Genomic DNA, 19,369 nt, shown 5'->3' with positions numbered 1-19,369 from the left:
TGGCTGGTGATGGATCAGGTTTTTATAGAAGAAGTTGTCAGACAGATCGGCAATCTCGGCTTTCCGGCTCTGATTGCCATGTACCTTCTCACCCGGTTTGAGAAGAAGTTTGACGCCCTGATCGAGCTGATGGCAGAGCTGAAAGACCAGAAAATGAAAAATTAATTTTCACACGAAGTTGACTTTTCATCAGGATGCATCACTTAACAAAGCAGAAGGGAAAACGAAAGGCCTTTCACATTCTCTTTCTGAAAACCAAAGCTTGAGAGGAGACGATTTACATGTCAAAAGAAAACAACTGCAATATCCCGCAGCCGATCAGAGGAGACAAAGGAGCGACCGTCACGATACCGCGCAACCTTGAAAGAGACCGCCAAAACCCGGATATGCTGACGCCGCCGGAAACGGATCACGGCACGGTGGATAATATGAAATTCTCTTTCTCAGATGTGCATAACCGGCTGGAAAAGGGCGGATACGCGCGTGAGGTAACCGTCCGCGAGCTGCCGATTTCTAAAAATCTCGCATCTGTCAACATGCGTTTAAAACCGGGCGCCATCCGTGAGCTGCATTGGCATAAAGAAGCGGAATGGGCATATATGCTGACGGGCAAAGCGCGGGTCACAATTGTTGATGAACAGGGACGCAGTTTTATTGATGACGTGAAAGAAGGAGATCTGTGGTATTTCCCGTCAGGCCTGCCGCACTCCATTCAGGCGCTGAAAGAAGGCTGTGAATTCCTTTTAGTCTTTGATGACGGTTCATTCTCAGAAAACAGCACATTCCAAGTAACTGACTGGCTTGCCCATACGCCGCTTGATGTCATCGCCAGCAACTTCGGGGTTTCAGAAAAAGACCTTGCCGGACTGCCAGGGAAAGAAAAATATATCTTTGAAGAACCTGTTCCCGGGAAGCTGAAAGATGACATTGTGGAAGGACCGAACGGCGAGGTGCCTTACCCGTTCACCTACCGTCTGCTGGATGAAGGTCCGACTGCTGAAACGGACGGCGGCAAAGTATATATTGCGGATTCCACAAATTTCAAAGTGTCCAAAACGATCGCTTCAGCGCTTGTCGTGGTCGAACCGGGCGCAATGAGAGAGCTGCATTGGCATCCGAACACACATGAATGGCAGTATTATATTTCCGGTAAAGGACGAATGACGGTGTTTGCTTCGGACGGCCATGCGAGAACTTTCAACTATCAGGCCGGAGATGTCGGCTACGTTCCGTTCGCCATGGGCCATTATGTAGAGAATCTGGGGGATGAGCCGCTCGTCTTCTTGGAAATCTTCAAGGATGACCACTACGCCGACGTGTCTCTGAACCAATGGCTCGCCATGCTTCCTGAGAAATTCGTCCAGCAGCATCTGGATCTGGGCAAAGACTTTACGGATATTCTTTCGAAAGAGAAACACCCTGTCGTCAAAAAGAAATGCTGAAGACACACACCGACTTGCAGAGTCCGTCTCTGCAAGTCTCCTCTGTGTAAAAAGGAGCTGAGCAGATGATCAATCAAAACGGGACGAAATTGTTTTTTCTCCAGGTGCTCAGGTATGCCCTGGCAGCGGCCGCCGTATTATTCGGGTATTTCATCGTGATGATGACCGTTTTTTCATTAGCCGGGACGAGCTACGGATCAATGGCGTACGTCCTGCTTTTTTCCGTGCTTTTTATTCTTCTCGGTTTATGTTTTGAACCGCTTGAGCGGCTGATGATACATAGCTTTACTTTTTTTGGGACGGGCAGGCTGCCTTTTCTTCTTCTAGCCAGCACCGTTCAGCTGCTGTTCCTCTGGATGACCGCGTATACGACGGATAAACTGATTGAAAAGATTTGGCTGTCAACGACCGAGGAGCTGATTGTGGCGGGGGTTTTTTTCGTTTTGGATAAATGCATCTCCGGGCAAAAGCCGCCCCGGGCGCAATAAAAAAACGCAGTCCCAAATGGTTCTGCGTTTTTACCGTCATACCGTGGCATTTTCATGCCGGATTAAATCGTATGTCAAGCAGACGGGTTTGTTCGTGCGCGGATCTTTAACGATCTGTGCGTCAATCTGAAACACGTCTTTCAATATGCCGGGCGTCATGACTTCCTCCGCCGTCCCTTCCTTGATGACGCGCCCTTTTTTCAGCGCAATCATATAATGGGAAAAACGGGCGGCATGGTTCAGATCATGAATGACCATTAAAATCGTGCGCCCCTGCTCTTTGTTTAATTTGTCCAGCAGCTGCAGAATTTCAAGCTGATGGGCGAGATCTAAATAAGTGGTCGGTTCATCAAGAAGCAGCAGCTCCGTTTCCTGAGCGAGCGCCATGGCGATCCACACACGCTGCCGCTGCCCGCCGGAAAGCGCTTCGATCGGCCGATCGTAAAATTCGGCCATCCCCGTCTCTTCAAGCGCCCATTTGATCATATCACGGTCTTTATCACTCAAGCGGCCCATTCCGGACTGATGCGGAAACCTGCCGTAAGAAACAAGTTCGTATACCGTCAGCCCGCTCGGCGCTTCAGGCGTCTGCGGAAGGATGGCCATTTCCTTGGCGATGTCCTTCGTGGATTTTTGCATGATCGCCTGTCCGTTTAAATAGACGGCGCCGGATTTCGGTTTCATGATTCTTGACATCGTCTTAAGAACCGTCGATTTTCCGCATCCGTTTGGGCCGATCAGCGTTGTGATTTTTCCTTTCGGTATGGCGATGTCCAATTCTTTCGCTATCAGACGGTCTCCATAACCGACAGTAAGCTGTTCCGCCGATAATGAGTTCATCGCGGCAGTCTCCTTCCTCTATTTCGTTTTCATCAGCAAATATACAAAATACGGCGCTCCGAGCACGGAAATCACCAAGCCGACCGGAACCTCGGACGGCGCAAGCACATTTCTCGCCAGCGTATCAGCGAGCAGAAATAAAAATGCGCCGATTAAAGCCGAAATCGGAATAAGCGTTTGATGGCGCGGCCCGGTAAGCCTTCTGGCCAAATGCGGGGCAATCAATCCGAGAAAAGCGATTCCGCCGGCTGCCGCAACACATGACGCGGCCAAGGCGGCGGCTGAAAACAGCAGAATGCGCCGCTCCTTTTCGACCCGGGTGCCGAGTCCCGCCGCCAGCTGGTCACCGAGCTGGAGCACGTTTAAATATCTCGCTTTATAGAGGCTGAACGGCAAAAGAACCAGCAGCCACGGCAAAATGGACAGCACCATTTTCCAATTGGCATTCCAAATCGAACCGGAAATCCATACAAGCGCCTGCATGAAGTCCCGCGGGTCCATCTTCAGCTGAAAAATCAGGAGAAGCGCATTAAACCCCGCATTAACGCCGATCCCGACCAAAATGAGCCGGACAGGCGAAACACCTTTTTTCCAAGCGAGCACATAGATGAGCAGCACAGCCAGAAAAGCCCCCGCCAAAGCGCTCACCGGAAGCAGCCATGTACTGAACATGCTTAAATCAGCAGCAGACCCTTGGAAAAAGAAGATAAATAGCACGACCGCCAAAGACGCCCCGGCGTTAATACCGAGAATGCCCGGCTCCGCCAAGTCATTTTGAGACACGCTTTGAAAAATAGCGCCTGAAACGGCGATTCCGGCCCCGACCAGCAATGACAGCACCATGCGCGGCAGTCTGAATTCAAATAAAACGAGCTGATCCCGGGCATCCCCCTGTCCGAAAAAGACACGTAACGCATCGAAAGGCGCAATCCGGATCACACCCATATTTAAGCTGATAAAAAAGACGATGCATATGAGCAAAAACGTAATGGCTATAACCGCCAGCGGTTTTTTCGATTTCACATTCATTACAGCCCTCTCCTTTCCCTGCGCGCCAAATAAAAGAAAAAGGGAACCCCGATAAGGGCCGTTAAAGCGCCGACCGGTGTTTCAAACGGCGCATTGACGAGTCTTGCCGCAATGTCACTGAAGACTAACAAAACGGCGCCGAATACCGCCGAACAAGGAATAATCCATCTGTAATCTACACCGACTAAAAAACGGGTGATGTGCGGAATCACCAAGCCGATAAAAGAAATGGCTCCGGCGACTGATACTGAAGCCCCCGTCAAGAGGACAACGACAACCATTCCGATGACTTTCACAAGCGCCGTGTACTGCCCTAGCCCTTTAGCAAGCTCCTCACCCAAGCTCAGCACCGTCACTGAGCGCGCAATCAGAAATGCGAGCAAAAGTCCGATGACGCCGACTGTCAAAAGCAGCTGGACGCCCTCCCATTTCACGGATGCGACTCCTCCGGCATACCAGAACTTCACATCCTGAGCGACATCAAAACGGATCGCAATCGCGCTTGAAAGCCCCGTTAAGAAATAGCCGACCGCCGTACCGGCCAGCGCGAGCTTCACCGGTGTCAGCCCGCCTTTTGAAAACAGGCCGATGCCAAACACAATGAGCGCCCCGATTCCCGCTCCCATAAAGGACCACAAAACAAGCCCCGCGGCAGAGAGCCCCGGAAAAAAAGCAAATGCCAAAGCGATCGCAAATCCCGACCCCGACGTCACGCCCATAATGGAAGGCTCAGCAAGCGGGTTTCGCGTCAGCCCCTGCATAATCGCCCCGGACACAGCTAAAAAAGCCCCGACGAGCGCGGCGGCAGCAGTTCTCGGCAGCCTCAGATCGCGTATGATTTGATGAGATGTATTTTGCGGCTGAAAGTGAAAGAGAGCATCCCACACCGTCCGCAGATGAATATCGGCAGCTCCGATGGAAACAGACAAGGCCGCGCCGATCAATAAAACCGCAATACCGGCACACAGCAGCACAGCCGCCCGGAATGAACGCGCCGTCCACTGGATTTCGCTCCCTGATGCCCCCTGAGCCGTCATTGTCTGCTTCTTTTTTAATAGACCCAACACTCGTTCTTCCTTTCTCAAAACAAGAATGGTAATGATAATGATTATCAATGACTTGTTTCAGTATAGCACTATTATCTTCTCTATTAATAGACCTAATTTCATATGACAATAGAAAGTTTTTCTTTAAAAAGAGCGTGCTTCTCTATAAAAGCAGTGATATAATCACACTGATAATGATTCTCTTTATCACTATTTTTTTTATGAAAGAAGGAATGTCAGATGTTCCATATATACAAGAAAATCGGCGCTGCGCTGATTGCCGTGCTGCTCATCGCCGCTTTGGCCGCATGCGGAAATTCTTCAGACACGAAAGGCTCTTCTGAAAAAGGAGAAACCGTCACTTATAAAGCCGAAAACGGCAATATTAAAATTCCGAAGAACCCGAAACGTGTCGTCGTCATGGCTGACGGCTACTACGGCGACTTCAAACAGCTCGGCATCAATGTTGTCGGCGCGCCGCAAAACGTATTTAAAAACCCGTATTACAAAGGGAAAACAAACGGTGTGACAAACATCGGCGACGGCACATCCGTTGAGAAAATCATTGACTTAAAGCCTGATTTAATCGTTGTCTGGACGACACAAGGCGCCGATATTGAAAAACTGGAAAAAATCGCGCCGACCATCGCCATTAAATATGACAAGCTCAGCAACATTGATCAATTCAAAGAGTTTGCGAAAATGACGGGCACTGAAGATAAAGCAGACAAATGGCTGGCTGAATGGGATAAGAAAACCGCTGCCGCTAAAACAAAAGTTCAAAAAGCGGTCGGCTCAAAAACCATCTCCATCATGCAGACAAACGGAAAAGACATCTATGTATTCGGTAAAGACTTCGGCCGCGGCGGAAGCATCATTTATGACAAACTCGGGCTGAAAGCCACAAAACTGACGAAGGAAAAAGCCATTAATCAAGGGCCGGGCTACGCCAGCATTTCACTTGAAAAACTGCCTGACTTCGCGGGAGACTATATCTTTATGGGGCCGTGGCAGGCCGGCGGTGACGACAAAGGCGTGCTTGACAGTTCAATCTGGAAGAATCTCGATGCCGTCAAGCAAAACCATGTCTATCACATTGATCCGATCGGCTTCTATTTCTCAGACCCGATTTCACTCGAAGGCCAGCTCGACTACATCACAAAAAGCTTAACAAAGTAACCCGGGAGCCGCTGTCACAGCGGCTTTTTATGACGCCAAAAACTTGACAAAAAAATTCATTTATGCTATAATTTACACTTTTGGATTAACATGTATAATAAGATTCTCCCGGCCGGAGATTGACGTAAATAACGGAGGATCTTTAATATGAGAGAAAATAAAGCGAGTATGACTTCCCTGCTGTCCGCTTTCGTAAGGGCGTACCACAGTAAATACGACACACCGGTGATATTTGATGATTTCTTGGCACAAGATCTTTTATCTGAAAAAGAGCTGTCGGACATCAGCGATCATTTGATTCAAGGTATATCATTTTTCAGCAAAGACATGGCCCGGAGGCTTCAAGGCAAACCGGATGACATCTTAAAATGGGTGACTCAAGTCCAGCTGTCTCCTACACCGTTAGCACGTGCGGCGTATTGTGAAGAAGTGCTCCTGAATGAAGTGAAGCTCGGGGTTAAACAGTATGTCAACCTCGGAGCGGGGCTGGATACTTTCTGTTTCAGACATCCCGAGGTGACAAACGGCTTAGACATCTTTGAAGCGGATCTCCGCGCTTCACAGGAAGACAAATTAAACAGATTAAAACGTCTTGAGCGCGATATTCCGAGCCGTCTTCATTTTGCGCCGATGGACTTTACGGCTCCGCTTTCTTTCAGCCGTCTGAATCAGGAAGGTTTTTCCCGCCAAAAAACCTTTTTCAGCCTGCTCGGTGTTTCATATTATCTTACGAAAAAGCATCTCGCCCGCCTGCTTACACAATTATTTGCCGAAGTCCCGCCCGGCAGCTCTATCGTGTTTGATTATGCGGATGAATCGCTCTTTGAAGAAAAAGGACTGTCAAACAGAGTGGAGAACATGGTGAAAATGGCTGCGGCAGGCGGAGAACCGATGCTGTCGTGTTTCAGCTATAAAGAAATTGAAAAAATGTTAGAATCATCAGGCCTGCTTATTTATGAACATTTATCTCCAGCGGTTATCAATGACCGTTTTTTCAGCGGACGCACTGACCATTTAACCGCATTCGAGACCATTCATTATATACACGCCGTCAAAAAGTAATCCGCTGACACCAAAAAAGACATCCCACAGACGTGAGATGTCTTTTTTTTATACGGATTGTCTGTTGTTTGCAAATTTCTTTGAAACGAAAGGATATAACAGCAGACCGACGAAGAACAGCCCGATACCGAGAATAAAGGTCGTTAAATCGGCCGTTCCGGTAATAATGACGTAAAAAGAATAAATGCAGGCAAGGATGGCGATGAAACCGTCCTTCACTCTTGAACCCTTGATTTCGTCATACGTTTCACCCGTCAGCACGAGCTTCAGGCTGTAAAACGCAGATACGAGATACGGAATCAGATAAGCGAGTGTCGCCGCCGTTGTTAAAAACGTAAACGCGTCACTGATTGTCCGGGAAATAACCGAAAAGATAAAGATCTGTGACATCACATTCGTGACGATTAACGACACAACCGGGCTTCCCTGTTTATTTGTTTTTGCAAAAGCGGCGGGAAAGTCTCCTGATTTCGCGGCTTGATACGGAACTTCAGAGCCGAGAAGAATCCAGCCGAGCATCGTCCCGAACAGACAGAGGATCGCCAAAATCGCCATGATGATGCTTCCCGCATTGCCGACAATCGCGTATAATACGTCAACAAACGGTTTTTCCGAGCCGACAAGCTTACCATGCGGAAGCACGCCCATCGTAATCAATGTCACGATAATATAGATGCTGAGCGCGATCAATAAGCCGGTAATGGTGGCGCGTTTCACGTCGCGCTGCGAACGGGCGCGCCCGGATAAGATGACTGCCGATTCAATTCCGACGAACGCCCATAATGTTGAAATCGCCGCATTGTGGACCTGACCGCCGATTCCCTCAACCGTGTGAGGACCTGTCTGAACCGGAAAATAAAAATGATCAAAAAACGACGTTTGAAATACAAACAAACCTGCAATGATAAAGAAGATAAATCCTAATACCTTTGAAAACGTCGTAACGAAATTTAATTTACTCGCACCGTTCATGCTGGAGACGAGAATCGTGTGAGTGCCCCATAATAAAACCGTACATACGGCAAATGTCAGCAGCTGGCCAAGTGTAACCGCCTGACCGCCGATTGAAAACATTTCACGCTTATCCGTTAAAATCGGGAAAAAAGAAGTTAAATATCCGGCAAGGCTGGTGATGATCGCCACGTTGCTGATCCAGCTCGCCACCCAGTAGCCCCACACCATCGTGAAACCGGCTGCGTTCCCTTTTTTCCGATCACTGAACAGCGCTCTCGCATAGCTTTGCGGCCCCGCCGTCAGCTCAGGCTTGCGGATGGATAAGTGACCGAAGACAAGCGCGATCATTAACACACCGGCTCCCGTTAAAAGCCATGCCGATGTAGCGCCGAACGGGCTCGCGATTTTTGCGAGCGTGCTCGGAAGGGAAAAGATGCCCGAGCCTACCATATTTCCTACGACAAATGCCGTTAATAACCAAAAACCCCATTTTTTCGTCTGTTCCATTCCTGTACCTCCTGGTTGTTCATTCGTACGGACCAGACCCCGAGACCATATTTACACACAAAAAAAGCCTGAACAAAAGTCCATGCTTAAAGAAACACACACCCTTGATCTCCGGATAGCCCTCCGCGAAAAAGCACGCGGCAGTCCTGCACTTATTCAGATACAGTCCCAGCATAAAGAAGGATCGGCTTTCTTTACACTTCGGCGCTGATGCCTTTAACACATGTTTTGCGGCCCCTTATCAGCCTGGCATGTGCGACTCATCATCAAGCGCAACCTCTACCTCACCGAGAAAGAGTGAGGATTTTTATCATTCAATTCTACTCAGAGGTTATCAGAGATAAAAAGATCTGTCAAAGGGAAAAATTAGACGGAAAACGGATAGAGCATTCGCCCTACCCGTTTTATATAGTCAGCGGTTGTTTTTTTTCTTTTGAACAGCTTCTTGAAGCGGATCGTCTTTCAAAGCTGCACTGGCGTCATCAAGCGCACCTTGAATGACGTTTTTGTTTTTATCGCTGTTTTTGCCTTTTTCTTTGTTAAAGAAAGCCATCTGTATCACCTCTTTATCAAATATAGGTACACCTATAATGTGTCTTTTTCCGCGGCAGAATATGCGGAATCCGTTCTCCTTCCTTTTGGCGGAACAGGTAAAGTTTGTTGATCAAACATGCATTCTCTTGATATATTTGTAATTCAGGGGATTTTGGCAAAAATAAAAAGGAGAAGCGAAAAATGACAGGAAAAACACACATCATGGGAGGCATCGCTTCTTGTTCCGCAATTGCGTATTATTACGGGTATGATCCGGTCCTTATGACCTCAGCGGGTGCCCTCGGGGCGCTGATTCCCGATATTTGCCATACGAAAAGCAAAATCGGCAGAACGCTGCCCGTTCTGTCCAAAATCGTAAGCACGGTGTTCGGCCACAGAACATTTACACACAGTCTGCTGTTTATGCTTATTATGTTTTTCATCACGGCAGCCTATATCCCGAATCCGAGCATCTCCGCCGGACTGATGATCGGAATGGCAAGCCACCTTGTGCTTGACGCATGGACCGTCAACGGCATTAAACTGCTGTTTCCGTCTGCCATCCGCTTCCGTCTTCCCCTTTATATGAGGACGGGGAGCTTTTCGGAGCAGCTTGTGCTGGCCGGGTTAACGATTGTATCCTGCTATTATTTATACGAATTGGTTCACGGCCGCATCTCTTAAACAAAAAGCGTCTTTTCGCTTTTAGGGTGAGGAGTCATACATATGAAAAAATCCTTTTTCAGCAATCATCGGTTTTTATGCCTGTCTATCCTGTTCATGTGGATAAAAACATACGCCGTTTACAAGCTCGGTTTTGATCTGCAGAACAATTCGGTTCTTGAGGAATGTCTGCTTCTCATTAATCCGCTGAGCTTTATTGTGCCGCTGTTCGGCATCGGCCTGCTGCTGACAGAAAAAAAGCAGCGGATCTTTCTGCTTTCGGCGAATGTGATGCTGACGGGGATTTTAATCGCCAATACGGTGTTTTACGGGTTTTATATTGATTTTATCACCATACCGGTTTTGTTTCAGGCGAGCAATATAGGCGATATGGGAAGCAGCGTCCAAGAGCTGTTTCACCCGCTGTATATTGCTTTATTCGCGGATATTGCGGTTCTGTTTTACCTATCTGGAAGGCATAAAGCCGGTAAGGGAAAAGCGGGAGCCCGGACCGTTAAAGCGTATGCGTGGGCATCAGCCGGGCTCATGCTGTGCAACCTTGCGCTGTCTGAGGCCGAGCAGCCGAAGCTGTTCAGGCATCCTTTTGATCGTGAAGCGCTCGTAAAAGGAATCGGCCTGTTCCACTTTCATTTGTATGACACCATTTCGCAAACGCTGAATGCAGGGGCTAAAGCGTTTGCCGACGAAGACAGTCTTGCGGCGGTCGCGAACTACACCCAAGCCGACTACAGCCGCCCGTCCGATACAAAGTTCGGGCTTGCTAAAGGGCGTAATGTGATTTTTGTCACGCTTGAATCAACACAGCGTTTTGTGATGGATGAACGGGTCAACGGGCGAGAGATTACCCCGTTTATGAATAAGCTGCGGAAAAAAAGCTATGACTTCACTCATTTTTATCAGCAGACCGAACAGGGAAAAACCTCAGATTCAGAATTCATTACTGCGAATTCGCTGTATCCGTCTTCAAGCGGCGCCGTTTTTTTCACCAAAAGCGGCCACCGGTTCAATACGCTGTACCATACGTTAAAAGACCATCAGTACTATTCGGCCGTTCTGCATGCCAATCATAAAGCCTTTTGGAACCGGGATGAGATGTACGGGGCATTCGGCATCGATCGTTTTTTCGACGCGGATGAATTTAAGGTGACACCGGAAAATTCAACGGGCTGGGGCCTGAAGGACAAGGAATTTCTCGAACAGTCAGCGGAAAAATTAAAGAAGCTTCCGCAGCCGTTTTACGCAAGCCTGCTGACTTTGACCAACCATTTTCCTTTTGAAATTGATAAACAGGATCAGCTCATTGAGGAACCGGACACAAGCAGTGATTTGTTAAACCGTTATGTGACGACGGTCCGCTATGAAGATGAGGCGCTAAAACACTTTTTCAACAAGCTGAAAAAAGAAGGGCTTTATGATAACGCGATGATCGTCCTGATGGGAGATCATTACGGCATATCCGAAGCCCACAATAAAGGACTTGCCGAATTCTTGGGAAAAGAAGAAATCACGCCGTTTGATACGGTTCAGCTCCAGCGCGTGCCGTTTATCATTCATATTCCCGGGGTGACCGACCGTGAGCCGGAAACGATCGCTTCCGCCGCGGGACAGGTTGATGTAAGACCGACGCTGCTTCATCTGCTCGGCATTGAAACGAAAGGCAGCATTCAGTTCGGCAATGACCTGTTTTCCAAAGAGCGGACTCCGTTTGCTGTGCTGAGAAACGGCAGCTTTATCACGGGTGATCATATTTATACGAAAAATACGTGTTACAGCCGCAAAACGGGCGAACCGCTTTCTGACATAGGCGCGTGCAGCGATGAGAAAGAAAAAGCGGAACAAGAACTGATGCTCTCCGATAAAATATTAAACGGCGACCTGCTGCGGTTTTACAAACAATAAAAAATCCCTCCGTCATTGGAGGGGTTTTTTACGTTTCATATATGAGCCGACCGGTCATTTTCGTATCATATCCGGATAATTGAGAAAGCTGAGACTTGAATTCCCCGGAATTGAGAATGTCCTGCACGCTTTGAACAAGCTCCCGGTTTTGTTTTAAAACGACCACATCGTACTGCTCACTGATTACCGGGATAAAATCCGTGCCGGCTATATGCGCCGCATGCTGCGAACCGATTCCCGCATCCGCTTTTCCGCCTGATACTTGTGAAGCCGCTGACAAATGATCCGTGACAATGTCATGGTAGCCGGCAACCTCAGACGGCGTGATGCCGAATGATCTGAGCTGTTCGTCCAGCAGCACCCTCGCGCCTGATCCTTTTTCGCGATTGACGATACGGACATCCTTTCTGCTCAAATCCTGAAAGCCCTGAATGTTCAGCGGATTGCCCTTTTTCACGTATAATCCGGCTTGCCGAAGCACGACATGAAAGAGCGCAAACGGCTCTCCTGAAAGAATGCGCTTCACATACGGGATGTTATACTCCCCCGTCTCCCCATCATACAGATGCAGACTGACGATGTCGCAGGCTCCCCGGTACATCTCGATCAGGCTGTTTAAGCTGCCGCTGTACTTGCGGAGCGGGGACGCCTGTATTTTTTGTTCCAGCTGTTTGCTGAGGAGATCCATCGACACATCCTGGCCGCTGATGATAACAGACTGCCTTTTTTCCGGCTCCGGCCTGCGGGGCGGGTCAGCCGCCTTGACTGCTGATGGCTCTTTAGACATCCTCATGTTTGCTTTATATTGTTTTAAGTCTTCTTCATCGACCCTCATCTGTCTTCCGACCCTGTACGCCGAAATGAGTCCTTTTTTTATCAAATCATATACTGTCAGTTTTGAGACCTTCAAAAGGCCCGCAACTTCTTCTATTGTATAGGAAGTGGCTTCTGTCATATTATCACGCTCCGTTTTTATTATAACGGTTCAGATATTGAAAAAAAACCGCACCCTCCCGTACAATTACGTTATAATTAGTTTGATCTAATGATATTCAGTTATAAGGGGTGCACAATGTTGAAAAAGAAAGCGACACTATTCACAACTGCGGTTATGGGCGTTTTCCTCGCAACTGCAGGCTGCTCATCCGGACAATCGGCCAAAGGCGGACAAAACGAAAAAGTAACGCTGACCGTTTCCGCGGCGGCGAGCGCTCAAGACGCGCTTGAAGAAATCCAAACCAACTACGAAAAATCACATTCAAACGTGGCCATTCAAGACAACTTCGGATCATCAGGCACACTGCAAAAACAAATTTCCCAAGGCGCGGGAGCTGATTTATTCTTCTCGGCAGCTGAAGATAAATTCGAAAAGCTTGTTCATGACGGCGATATCGACAAAAAGGACAGCACGGACCTTTTGAAAAACGATCTGGTCATGATCGTGCCTGAGAAAAACAGCGCACACCTTACACATCTGAATGACCTGAAAAAAGACAGCACGGAAAAAATCGCGCTCGGCACGCCTGAATCCGTTCCGGCCGGACAATACGCCAAACAGTCATTGACTAAATTATCCCTGTGGGACAAGGTAAAAGATAAGGTCGTCTATGCAAAAGACGTCCGCCAGGTGCTTTCCTATGTTGAAACCGGAAATGTCGATGCCGGGATTGTCTATAAAACAGACGCCCTGATTTCGAAAAAGGTGAAGATTACCGATGAAGCACCGGCGAAAACACACGATCCGATCGTGTATCCGCTAGGCATCGTCAAAGATACAAAGCACCGTAAAGAAGCAGAAGCGTTTTATCAGTATCTGCAGTCAGATGCAGCGATGAAAGTGTTTAAGAAATATGGATTTACTGCCAAGTAACATTACGGCTTCGGAATTTTTCACCCCAGTCGTATTGTCTTTTGAGGTGGCTTTGGCTTCGGGCATCGCCGTCATCCTTCTCGGAACGCTTGCAGGCGCCTGGATGGCGAAAGCGCGATTTCCCGGAAAAACGGCTGTGGAGACGCTGTTTATGCTCCCGCTCGTTCTTCCGCCTACCGTTGTCGGCTTTATCCTCATTATCATTTTCGGGAAACACAGCTTTATCGGCCGGGCGATTGAGCGGATTTTTCACCAGCCCGTCATTTTCACGTGGTGGGCCGCGGTGATCGCTTCGGCCATTGTCGCATTCCCGCTTATGTATCAGTCTGCCAAAACGGGTTTCGCCGCGGTTGATTCTGACATCGAAGGAGCGGCGAAAGTAGACGGAGCCGGCAGATGGCAGGTATTCACCCGCATTTCCGTCCCGCTTGCCTTTCCGTCCCTTTTGACCGGAAGCATTCTCAGTATCGCAAGGGCGCTCGGTGAATTCGGGGCGACTTTAATGTTTGCGGGGAATATCCCGGGCGTCACCCAAACGCTGCCGACAGCGATTTACGTCGCCATGGATTCCGGCAATGAAACACTCGCCTGGGTGTGGGTGATCTGTATTATGATGATTTCCTTTCTGATGCTGTTTTTCATCCAACTGAAAAAACCGGCTTGACCGATCCGCCTTCCGACCACATTTCGCCGGGAGGCTTTTTGATTTAAAATCGGATGGTATATAATGAAACAAAAACACAAAGGGTGCGGCTATGAAAATTAATGTCATTATCGCGGATGATAATTCTTTCATCAGAGAAGGAATGAAAATCATTTTGCATACATATGAGGAATTTACAGTATCGGCAACGCTGGAAAACGGATTAGAGGCGGCAGAGTATTGTAAACACAATCCCGTCGATATCGCCTTATTGGACGTCCGCATGCCGGTGATGAACGGCGTAGAAGCCGCAAAACGGATCGCGGAGGAAACGGATACGAAGCCGATGATCCTGACGACATTTGACGACGACGAGTATATTTTAGAAGCGATTAAAAATGGCGCAAAAGGATATTTATTAAAAAACACTGAGCCGGAACGGATCCGCGATGCGATCAAGAGCGTCTTCAACGGGCACAGCATCCTTCAGGACACCGTGCTGGATAAAATAAAAGACAGCCTTTCCCGGCCGGCGGAAGCCGCGCATCAGATTGATGAAAGCCAGTTTACTGAAAGAGAGCTCAGCATCATGTCGCTTATTGCGAAAGGACTGTCGAACAGAGAAATTTCAAAACAGCTTTTCATTTCTGAAGGGACGACGGCCAATTATATTTCATCTATTTTAGGGAAAACGGGTCTTGAGCACAGAACGCAGATCGCGATTTATTATATCACCGGGAAGGTGGATAACGAGCGTTGAACGGTATGGATTTTTGGATGCTGATGAGCAGACTGATCGTCATTTTGTATACGGCCTTTTTGTTCGTATCGGCCGACCGCCTTTACATGCCGTACGCCGTCTTGTTTCTGCTGCTTTATCTGTGTCTGGGCATTGCGGTCTGCATGATCAGGCCGACCGCTTGGAGGCGCGGGATCACCCTCATGACGCTGGCATTGACCGCCTTGCTTTCCGCCGGAGGCCATCCGGCGTTTCTGTTTCTTTTGCCGCCCGCCATTTTTGCCGTTCTTGCCGAATATCCGGTTCACCGCTATGTGTTCTGCCTGCTCGTGTTTTTGCCGTTTTTATTTATCCCGTACGGCGATCTTCCGACGTATACCGTCATGACCTTGTTCTGTCTGGCGATTTTCGTTTTAGCCGCCCGGTCAAATGATCGGCTGAAGACATATGAGGAGCAGTCAGACAGCATGCGGTCAAGCATTGAAAAGCTGACGAAACAGCTGCACAGCAGCACAGAATATATCAAACAATCGGAGTACACCGGCAAACTTGAGGAAAGAAACAGATTGTCCCAAGCCATCCATGACAAAATCGGCCACTCCATGACCGGCGCGCTCATTCAGATGGAAGCAGCGAAGCGGATGCTCAGCTCCCGTCCGGACAAAGCGGCTGAACTGCTTCAAAACGCCATTACGATTTCCAAAGAGGGCATAGAGGATATCCGCATTACGCTGAAAAATATGAAACCGCCCGCTGAACAAATGGGCATTCACAGATTAAGAACATTTATTGATGAATTTTCAGCTAAAAACGGCATGCCGGTTCCGTTTACGCATCAAGGCGATTTGGACAGGCTGACGCAGATGCATTGGAAAGTCATTCAGGAAAACGTAACCGAAGCTTTGACCAATGCGATGAAATACGCCGATGCCGCGCAGATCTCCATTGATATTCAAGTGCTGAATAAAGCCGTGAAAGCGGAAGTGAAAGATAACGGAAACGGCGCTGTCCGCTTTAAAAAAGGCCTCGGCATGCTCGGTATGGAAGAACGGGCCGCCGCCCTGCACGGAACCGTTATTTTTGACGGCACGGCCGGTTTTTCCGTCACGACATTACTGCCTATTGAATAAGTGAATGTTTTCATGTGAAAAATATGAGGATTCTCATGTCAAAGGAATGAACAGCTGCACTAACGGCCGTTCATTCTTTTTTTTATAATTAGAGCATCATAAGACATAGAGGTGGAAACATGAACATTTTGGAGCTCAAACAGCTGAGTAAGAAATTCGGCGATTATGCCGCCGTTGACCAAATGTCGCTTGCTGTAAAAGAAGGTGAGATTTTCGGGTTTCTCGGCGCAAACGGAGCCGGAAAAAGCACGGCCATCAACATGATCTCAGGCCTTTTAAAACCTTCTGACGGAGACATTCTGTTTCTCGGAAAAGATATTTTCAAACACAGCAAAGCCGTGAAAATGAATATCGGCATCGTCCCGCAGGATCTCGCCATTTACGAAGAATTAAACGCCTATGAAAATGTGAAGTTCTTCGCCGGGCTGTACGGTCTGAGAGGCACGGTTTTGAAAGAACGGGTCGAGGAAGCCCTGACATTCGTCGGCTTGAGCGATAAACATAAATATCTGCCGAAGCATTTTTCCGGCGGAATGAAACGCCGGCTCAATATCGCCTGCGCCCTTGCCCACCGTCCGAAATTGATCATCATGGATGAACCGACGGTCGGCATTGACCCGCAATCAAGAAATTATATTCTGCAATCAGTGAAAAAGCTGAATGAAATGGGCTGCACGATCATCTACACGAGCCACTACATGGAGGAAGTTGAAGAAATATGCACACGCATCGCCATCATTGACCACGGGAAAGTCATCGCAGAAGGCACAAAGGAACAGCTGACTTCCATCATTACCGACACAAAGGACGTCGTGATTGAGCTGTCATCCGGAAACGGTATCAGCCTCGGCGATATTCAGGATCTTCCCGGCGTCAGAGCCGCCGCACTCGAAGAAAACAGCGTGAAAATCAGCTCTGACACAGGGGTCAACAATTTAAACCGCCTGATCCGGTACTTCATGGACAAAGGAATTGAAATCCGCTCTTTACAGGAACAGGCCCCTGACTTAGAAACGGTATTTCTCACTCTGACAGGCAGAAGCCTGCGCGACTGACTCAACTGAAAGGAGGATTGCAAATGAATATTCTGCACATCGCCGGGAAAGAAATCAAAATCAGTTTCCGTGACAGACGGACCTTTATTTTCATGCTTGCTTTTCCGATCGTCTTTATGATGATTCTCTCTGCGGCATTATCAAACGCCTTTGATTCAGAGGTGACGGTCGGACACATCAAGGTCGAATATACAGACCAGTCAAACGGACCGCTTTCTCATCATTTTACTGAGTTTATGAAAGCATCAAAAAAAGAGCATGTCTATTTTCACAAAGCGGATACGGCGGCAAAAGGCAAAAACGACGTTCGTGAAAATCAGGCGGATGCTTTCGTCACTGTCAAAAACAGCGGTTTTCAAGTTTATACAAATAACCGGAGCGGCATGAACGGCACGATCGTCCAAGGCATGCTGACCGCTTTTACCAACCAATACAAAGCAGGTGCCGCCGCATACAAGGCGCATAAGGCACCGGCCGCAGGACAAATAAAAAGCGATTATATGAAGCAGACGTCTTTAAACAAAGCGAAGGAACCGAAAGCGAAAGATTTTTACGCGGTGTCCATGACGACGATGATCGGGCTGTACGCCTCGATTTTTGCAAGCACCTTGTTCCGCGGGGAAAGAATACGGCACACAGCCGATCGCCTGATTGCCGCTCCGCTCCGAAAAAGCGATATCTTTCTCGGAAAGATGCTCGGCATTATGGCTGTGAACGTTCTGACAATCCTTGCCGTTGTCGCCTTCAGCAAATTTATTTTAAAAGCCGATTGGGGCAGCCACATGGGACTGGTGCTTTTGATTCTCGCCTCTGAAATTCTTTTGGCCGTCAGCTTCGGGCTCAGCCTGAGCTATTTCACCAAAAAACCTGAAAGCGCCAGATTAATCACCGTCATCATCGTTCAGGTGATGGCCATTATCGGCGGCGCCTATTATAAATATGAAGGCGGAGGAATTTCCGCCCTGTCGCCCTTATCCTGGATCAATAAGGCGATTAACAACATCATATACGCAAATGACGTATCGGCCGCCTGGCCCGCAATTGGTTTAAACACAGCATTAGCGGCGCTCTTTTTGCTGATTGCCGCGGTTACGTTTCAAAGACGGGAGGGACTGTAAAATGAAAAACTTCTGGTGGCTGTTTATACACACGCTCAAAGGAATCACAAAAAGCAAAAAACAGCTCATTCTTTATATCGGGGCTCCGCTGATCGGCGTCTTTCTCTCCTTCATGTCCAATGCCAACGGCGGAGCCGAAACGCTCAATATCGGCATTCTCAATCAAGACGGCGGAGAAGTGGCACAGGATACGGTCACGTTTTTAAAAGGACTGGATCATGTGAAAATTTCGGAGGAAACGGCTGCGTCCGCCTCATCCAAGATCGCATCGGGAAAAATGGAAGCGCTGGTTACGTTTGAAAAAGGCTTTTCTAAAAGCGTAAAAGACGGAAAACCGGCTCACATTGGCATGACCTCGTTGAAAGGCGCCCAGGTCACCGGATATGTCAGCTCTTATCTGTACAATTATATAAACAGCGCCGCCTCAATCGGCAAATCTTCCGGCGGAGATGAGAAAGCCTTTCAGGCGATGTACGCCGATTTCAAGCATTCTCCGATTCAAACGGAGTCCGCTGTTTTACAAGATACTTCAAACCATAAAGAAATGACCTACTCAGTCATCGGGTATCTCATTATCATTATGCTCTATTCCGCCGGCAACCTGACGGAACTGATGATTAAAGAGAGAGAAAACAGAACGTATTACAGACTTCTGTCAACGCCGATCACGTCAAAGCAGTATGTATTGGCAAACGCGGCAATGAATATCATTATCATGGCCGTCCAAATTCTATTCGCCGTTCTCTTTATGGGCGCCGCTTTTCATATTCATCCGTCATTCCCGCTGTGGCAGCTGTTCGTCCTGATGATGCTGTTTGCATTAAGCGCAATCGGGATCGCCTTTATTGCCGTCGGTTTTTCCAACAGCAGCGCTTCGGCATCGGCGCTTTTGAATTTGATCGTTGTACCGACAAGCTTGCTCGCCGGCTGCTTTTTTCCGGGCAATATTATGCCGAAAACAGTGCAGACAATCGCCGAATTTCTGCCTCAGCGCTGGGTGCTTGATACGGTGGATCAATTGCAGCACGGCCGCACGCTCCAAAGCCTGACGCTGAACATCATCATTTTGGGAGCCTTCGCCGCCGCCCTTTTATTAATAGCCGCATACAGATTCAGCGTAAAACGGCAGACACAGACATTTATGTAAAGA

20 protein-coding genes and 1 riboswitch are annotated in these 19,369 nt (G+C 48.3%); of the genes, 14 read left to right on the top strand and 6 right to left on the bottom strand.

Features of this window, described 5'->3' with window-relative positions; translation table 11 throughout:
- Positions 1 to 9: 9 nt before the first annotated feature.
- From ACQE26_RS07920 to rsiO, 3 genes are all read left to right on the top strand, one after another.
- Entirely contained in the window at positions 10 to 165 is a 156-nt protein-coding gene (locus tag ACQE26_RS07920) for a YvrJ family protein (RefSeq protein WP_016937956.1), read from the top strand.
- A 116-nt stretch (positions 166 to 281) separates the two neighbouring features.
- The gene (gene oxdC / locus ACQE26_RS07915) at positions 282 to 1,442 is read left to right on the top strand and encodes an oxalate decarboxylase (protein WP_016937955.1); all 1,161 of its coding nucleotides are present in this window, start codon (positions 282 to 284) and stop codon (positions 1,440 to 1,442) included.
- 65 nt (positions 1,443 to 1,507) lie between these two features.
- Entirely contained in the window at positions 1,508 to 1,930 is a 423-nt protein-coding gene (gene rsiO / locus ACQE26_RS07910) for an acid stress-sensitive anti sigma factor RsiO (RefSeq protein ID WP_500471201.1), read from the top strand.
- Positions 1,931 to 1,966: 36 nt separating this feature from the next.
- Here the strand turns inward: rsiO and ACQE26_RS07905 are convergent, their stop codons facing one another.
- Genes ACQE26_RS07905 through ACQE26_RS07895 form a run of 3 tightly spaced genes read right to left on the bottom strand, consistent with a single transcriptional unit; the run spans position 1,967 to position 4,836 of the window.
- Positions 1,967 to 2,770 carry an ABC transporter ATP-binding protein gene (locus ACQE26_RS07905; RefSeq protein ID WP_012118422.1) on the bottom strand — a complete coding sequence of 268 codons (804 nt, stop codon included), beginning with the start codon at positions 2,768 to 2,770 and terminating at the stop codon, positions 1,967 to 1,969.
- 18 nt (positions 2,771 to 2,788) lie between these two features.
- The gene (locus ACQE26_RS07900) at positions 2,789 to 3,799 is read right to left on the bottom strand and encodes a FecCD family ABC transporter permease (protein ID WP_500471200.1); all 1,011 of its coding nucleotides are present in this window, start codon (positions 3,797 to 3,799) and stop codon (positions 2,789 to 2,791) included.
- Positions 3,799 to 4,836 carry a FecCD family ABC transporter permease gene (locus ACQE26_RS07895; RefSeq protein ID WP_438422156.1) on the bottom strand — a complete coding sequence of 346 codons (1,038 nt, stop codon included), beginning with the start codon at positions 4,834 to 4,836 and terminating at the stop codon, positions 3,799 to 3,801. Before ACQE26_RS07895 ends, ACQE26_RS07900 begins: the two co-directional genes overlap by 1 nt.
- Positions 4,837 to 5,085: 249 nt before the next feature.
- Here ACQE26_RS07895 and ACQE26_RS07890 point away from each other — a divergent pair, with 249 nt between their 5' ends.
- Together ACQE26_RS07890 and ACQE26_RS07885 are read left to right on the top strand one after the other, a co-directional pair.
- Positions 5,086 to 6,024, top strand: coding sequence for an iron-hydroxamate ABC transporter substrate-binding protein (locus ACQE26_RS07890; RefSeq protein WP_500471199.1), 939 nt, complete (start codon positions 5,086 to 5,088; stop codon positions 6,022 to 6,024).
- A 147-nt stretch (positions 6,025 to 6,171) separates the two neighbouring features.
- The gene (locus ACQE26_RS07885) at positions 6,172 to 7,086 is read left to right on the top strand and encodes a class I SAM-dependent methyltransferase (RefSeq protein ID WP_500471198.1); all 915 of its coding nucleotides are present in this window, start codon (positions 6,172 to 6,174) and stop codon (positions 7,084 to 7,086) included.
- A gap of 48 nt (positions 7,087 to 7,134) precedes the next feature.
- Here the strand turns inward: ACQE26_RS07885 and ACQE26_RS07880 are convergent, their stop codons facing one another.
- Both ACQE26_RS07880 and sspJ read right to left on the bottom strand, forming a co-directional pair.
- Entirely contained in the window at positions 7,135 to 8,547 is a 1,413-nt protein-coding gene (locus tag ACQE26_RS07880; RefSeq protein WP_060964289.1) for an amino acid permease, read from the bottom strand.
- A gap of 108 nt (positions 8,548 to 8,655) precedes the next feature.
- Positions 8,656 to 8,837, bottom strand: a riboswitch (Lysine riboswitch).
- 122 nt (positions 8,838 to 8,959) lie between these two features.
- Positions 8,960 to 9,100: a small acid-soluble spore protein SspJ gene (sspJ, locus tag ACQE26_RS07875; RefSeq protein WP_003151760.1), complete on the bottom strand. Its 141-nt coding sequence runs from the start codon at positions 9,098 to 9,100 to the stop codon at positions 8,960 to 8,962.
- Positions 9,101 to 9,282: 182 nt separating this feature from the next.
- Between sspJ and ACQE26_RS07870 the strand changes: the two genes are divergently transcribed.
- Both ACQE26_RS07870 and ACQE26_RS07865 read left to right on the top strand, forming a co-directional pair.
- A complete protein-coding gene (locus tag ACQE26_RS07870) occupies positions 9,283 to 9,765 on the top strand; it encodes a metal-dependent hydrolase (protein ID WP_060964288.1) in 483 nt (160 codons plus the stop codon).
- Positions 9,766 to 9,807: 42 nt separating this feature from the next.
- Entirely contained in the window at positions 9,808 to 11,664 is a 1,857-nt protein-coding gene (locus ACQE26_RS07865; RefSeq protein ID WP_500471195.1) for an LTA synthase family protein, read from the top strand.
- 28 nt (positions 11,665 to 11,692) lie between these two features.
- Here ACQE26_RS07865 and ACQE26_RS07860 read toward each other — a convergent pair whose 3' ends face one another.
- Complete coding sequence (locus ACQE26_RS07860) at positions 11,693 to 12,619, bottom strand: substrate-binding domain-containing protein (RefSeq protein WP_438420627.1); 927 nt, start codon at positions 12,617 to 12,619, stop codon at positions 11,693 to 11,695.
- A gap of 117 nt (positions 12,620 to 12,736) precedes the next feature.
- On the opposite strand from ACQE26_RS07860, the gene modA reads away from it, so the two are divergent.
- The 7 genes from modA (at position 12,737) to ACQE26_RS07825 (ending at position 19,366) form a co-directional block, all read left to right on the top strand.
- A complete protein-coding gene (gene modA, locus ACQE26_RS07855; RefSeq protein WP_500471193.1) occupies positions 12,737 to 13,534 on the top strand; it encodes a molybdate ABC transporter substrate-binding protein in 798 nt (265 codons plus the stop codon).
- Complete coding sequence (modB, locus tag ACQE26_RS07850; protein WP_060964284.1) at positions 13,515 to 14,198, top strand: molybdate ABC transporter permease subunit; 684 nt, start codon at positions 13,515 to 13,517, stop codon at positions 14,196 to 14,198. The genes modA and modB overlap by 20 nt, the downstream gene beginning before the upstream one ends.
- Positions 14,199 to 14,289: 91 nt before the next feature.
- Complete coding sequence (locus ACQE26_RS07845; protein WP_060964283.1) at positions 14,290 to 14,937, top strand: response regulator transcription factor; 648 nt, start codon at positions 14,290 to 14,292, stop codon at positions 14,935 to 14,937.
- A gap of 5 nt (positions 14,938 to 14,942) precedes the next feature.
- On the top strand, positions 14,943 to 16,046 hold the full coding sequence (locus ACQE26_RS07840) for a sensor histidine kinase (RefSeq protein ID WP_500471472.1): 1,104 nt from the start codon (positions 14,943 to 14,945) through the stop codon (positions 16,044 to 16,046).
- Between the two features lie 119 nt (positions 16,047 to 16,165).
- Complete coding sequence (locus tag ACQE26_RS07835; protein ID WP_500471191.1) at positions 16,166 to 17,101, top strand: ABC transporter ATP-binding protein; 936 nt, start codon at positions 16,166 to 16,168, stop codon at positions 17,099 to 17,101.
- Between the two features lie 23 nt (positions 17,102 to 17,124).
- Entirely contained in the window at positions 17,125 to 18,219 is a 1,095-nt protein-coding gene (locus ACQE26_RS07830) for an ABC transporter permease (protein ID WP_500471189.1), read from the top strand.
- Between the two features lies 1 nt (position 18,220).
- Positions 18,221 to 19,366 (top strand): ABC transporter permease, encoded by a 1,146-nt coding sequence (locus tag ACQE26_RS07825; RefSeq protein WP_500471188.1) that lies wholly within the window; start codon positions 18,221 to 18,223, stop codon positions 19,364 to 19,366.
- The last annotated feature ends 3 nt before the right edge of the window (positions 19,367 to 19,369 follow it).

The sequence above is a fragment of the Bacillus sp. 5RYD7K genome (assembly GCF_059831465.1).
The sequence above is the reverse complement of the archived record's forward strand: the minus strand, read 5'-3'. Positions and strand labels throughout refer to the sequence as shown.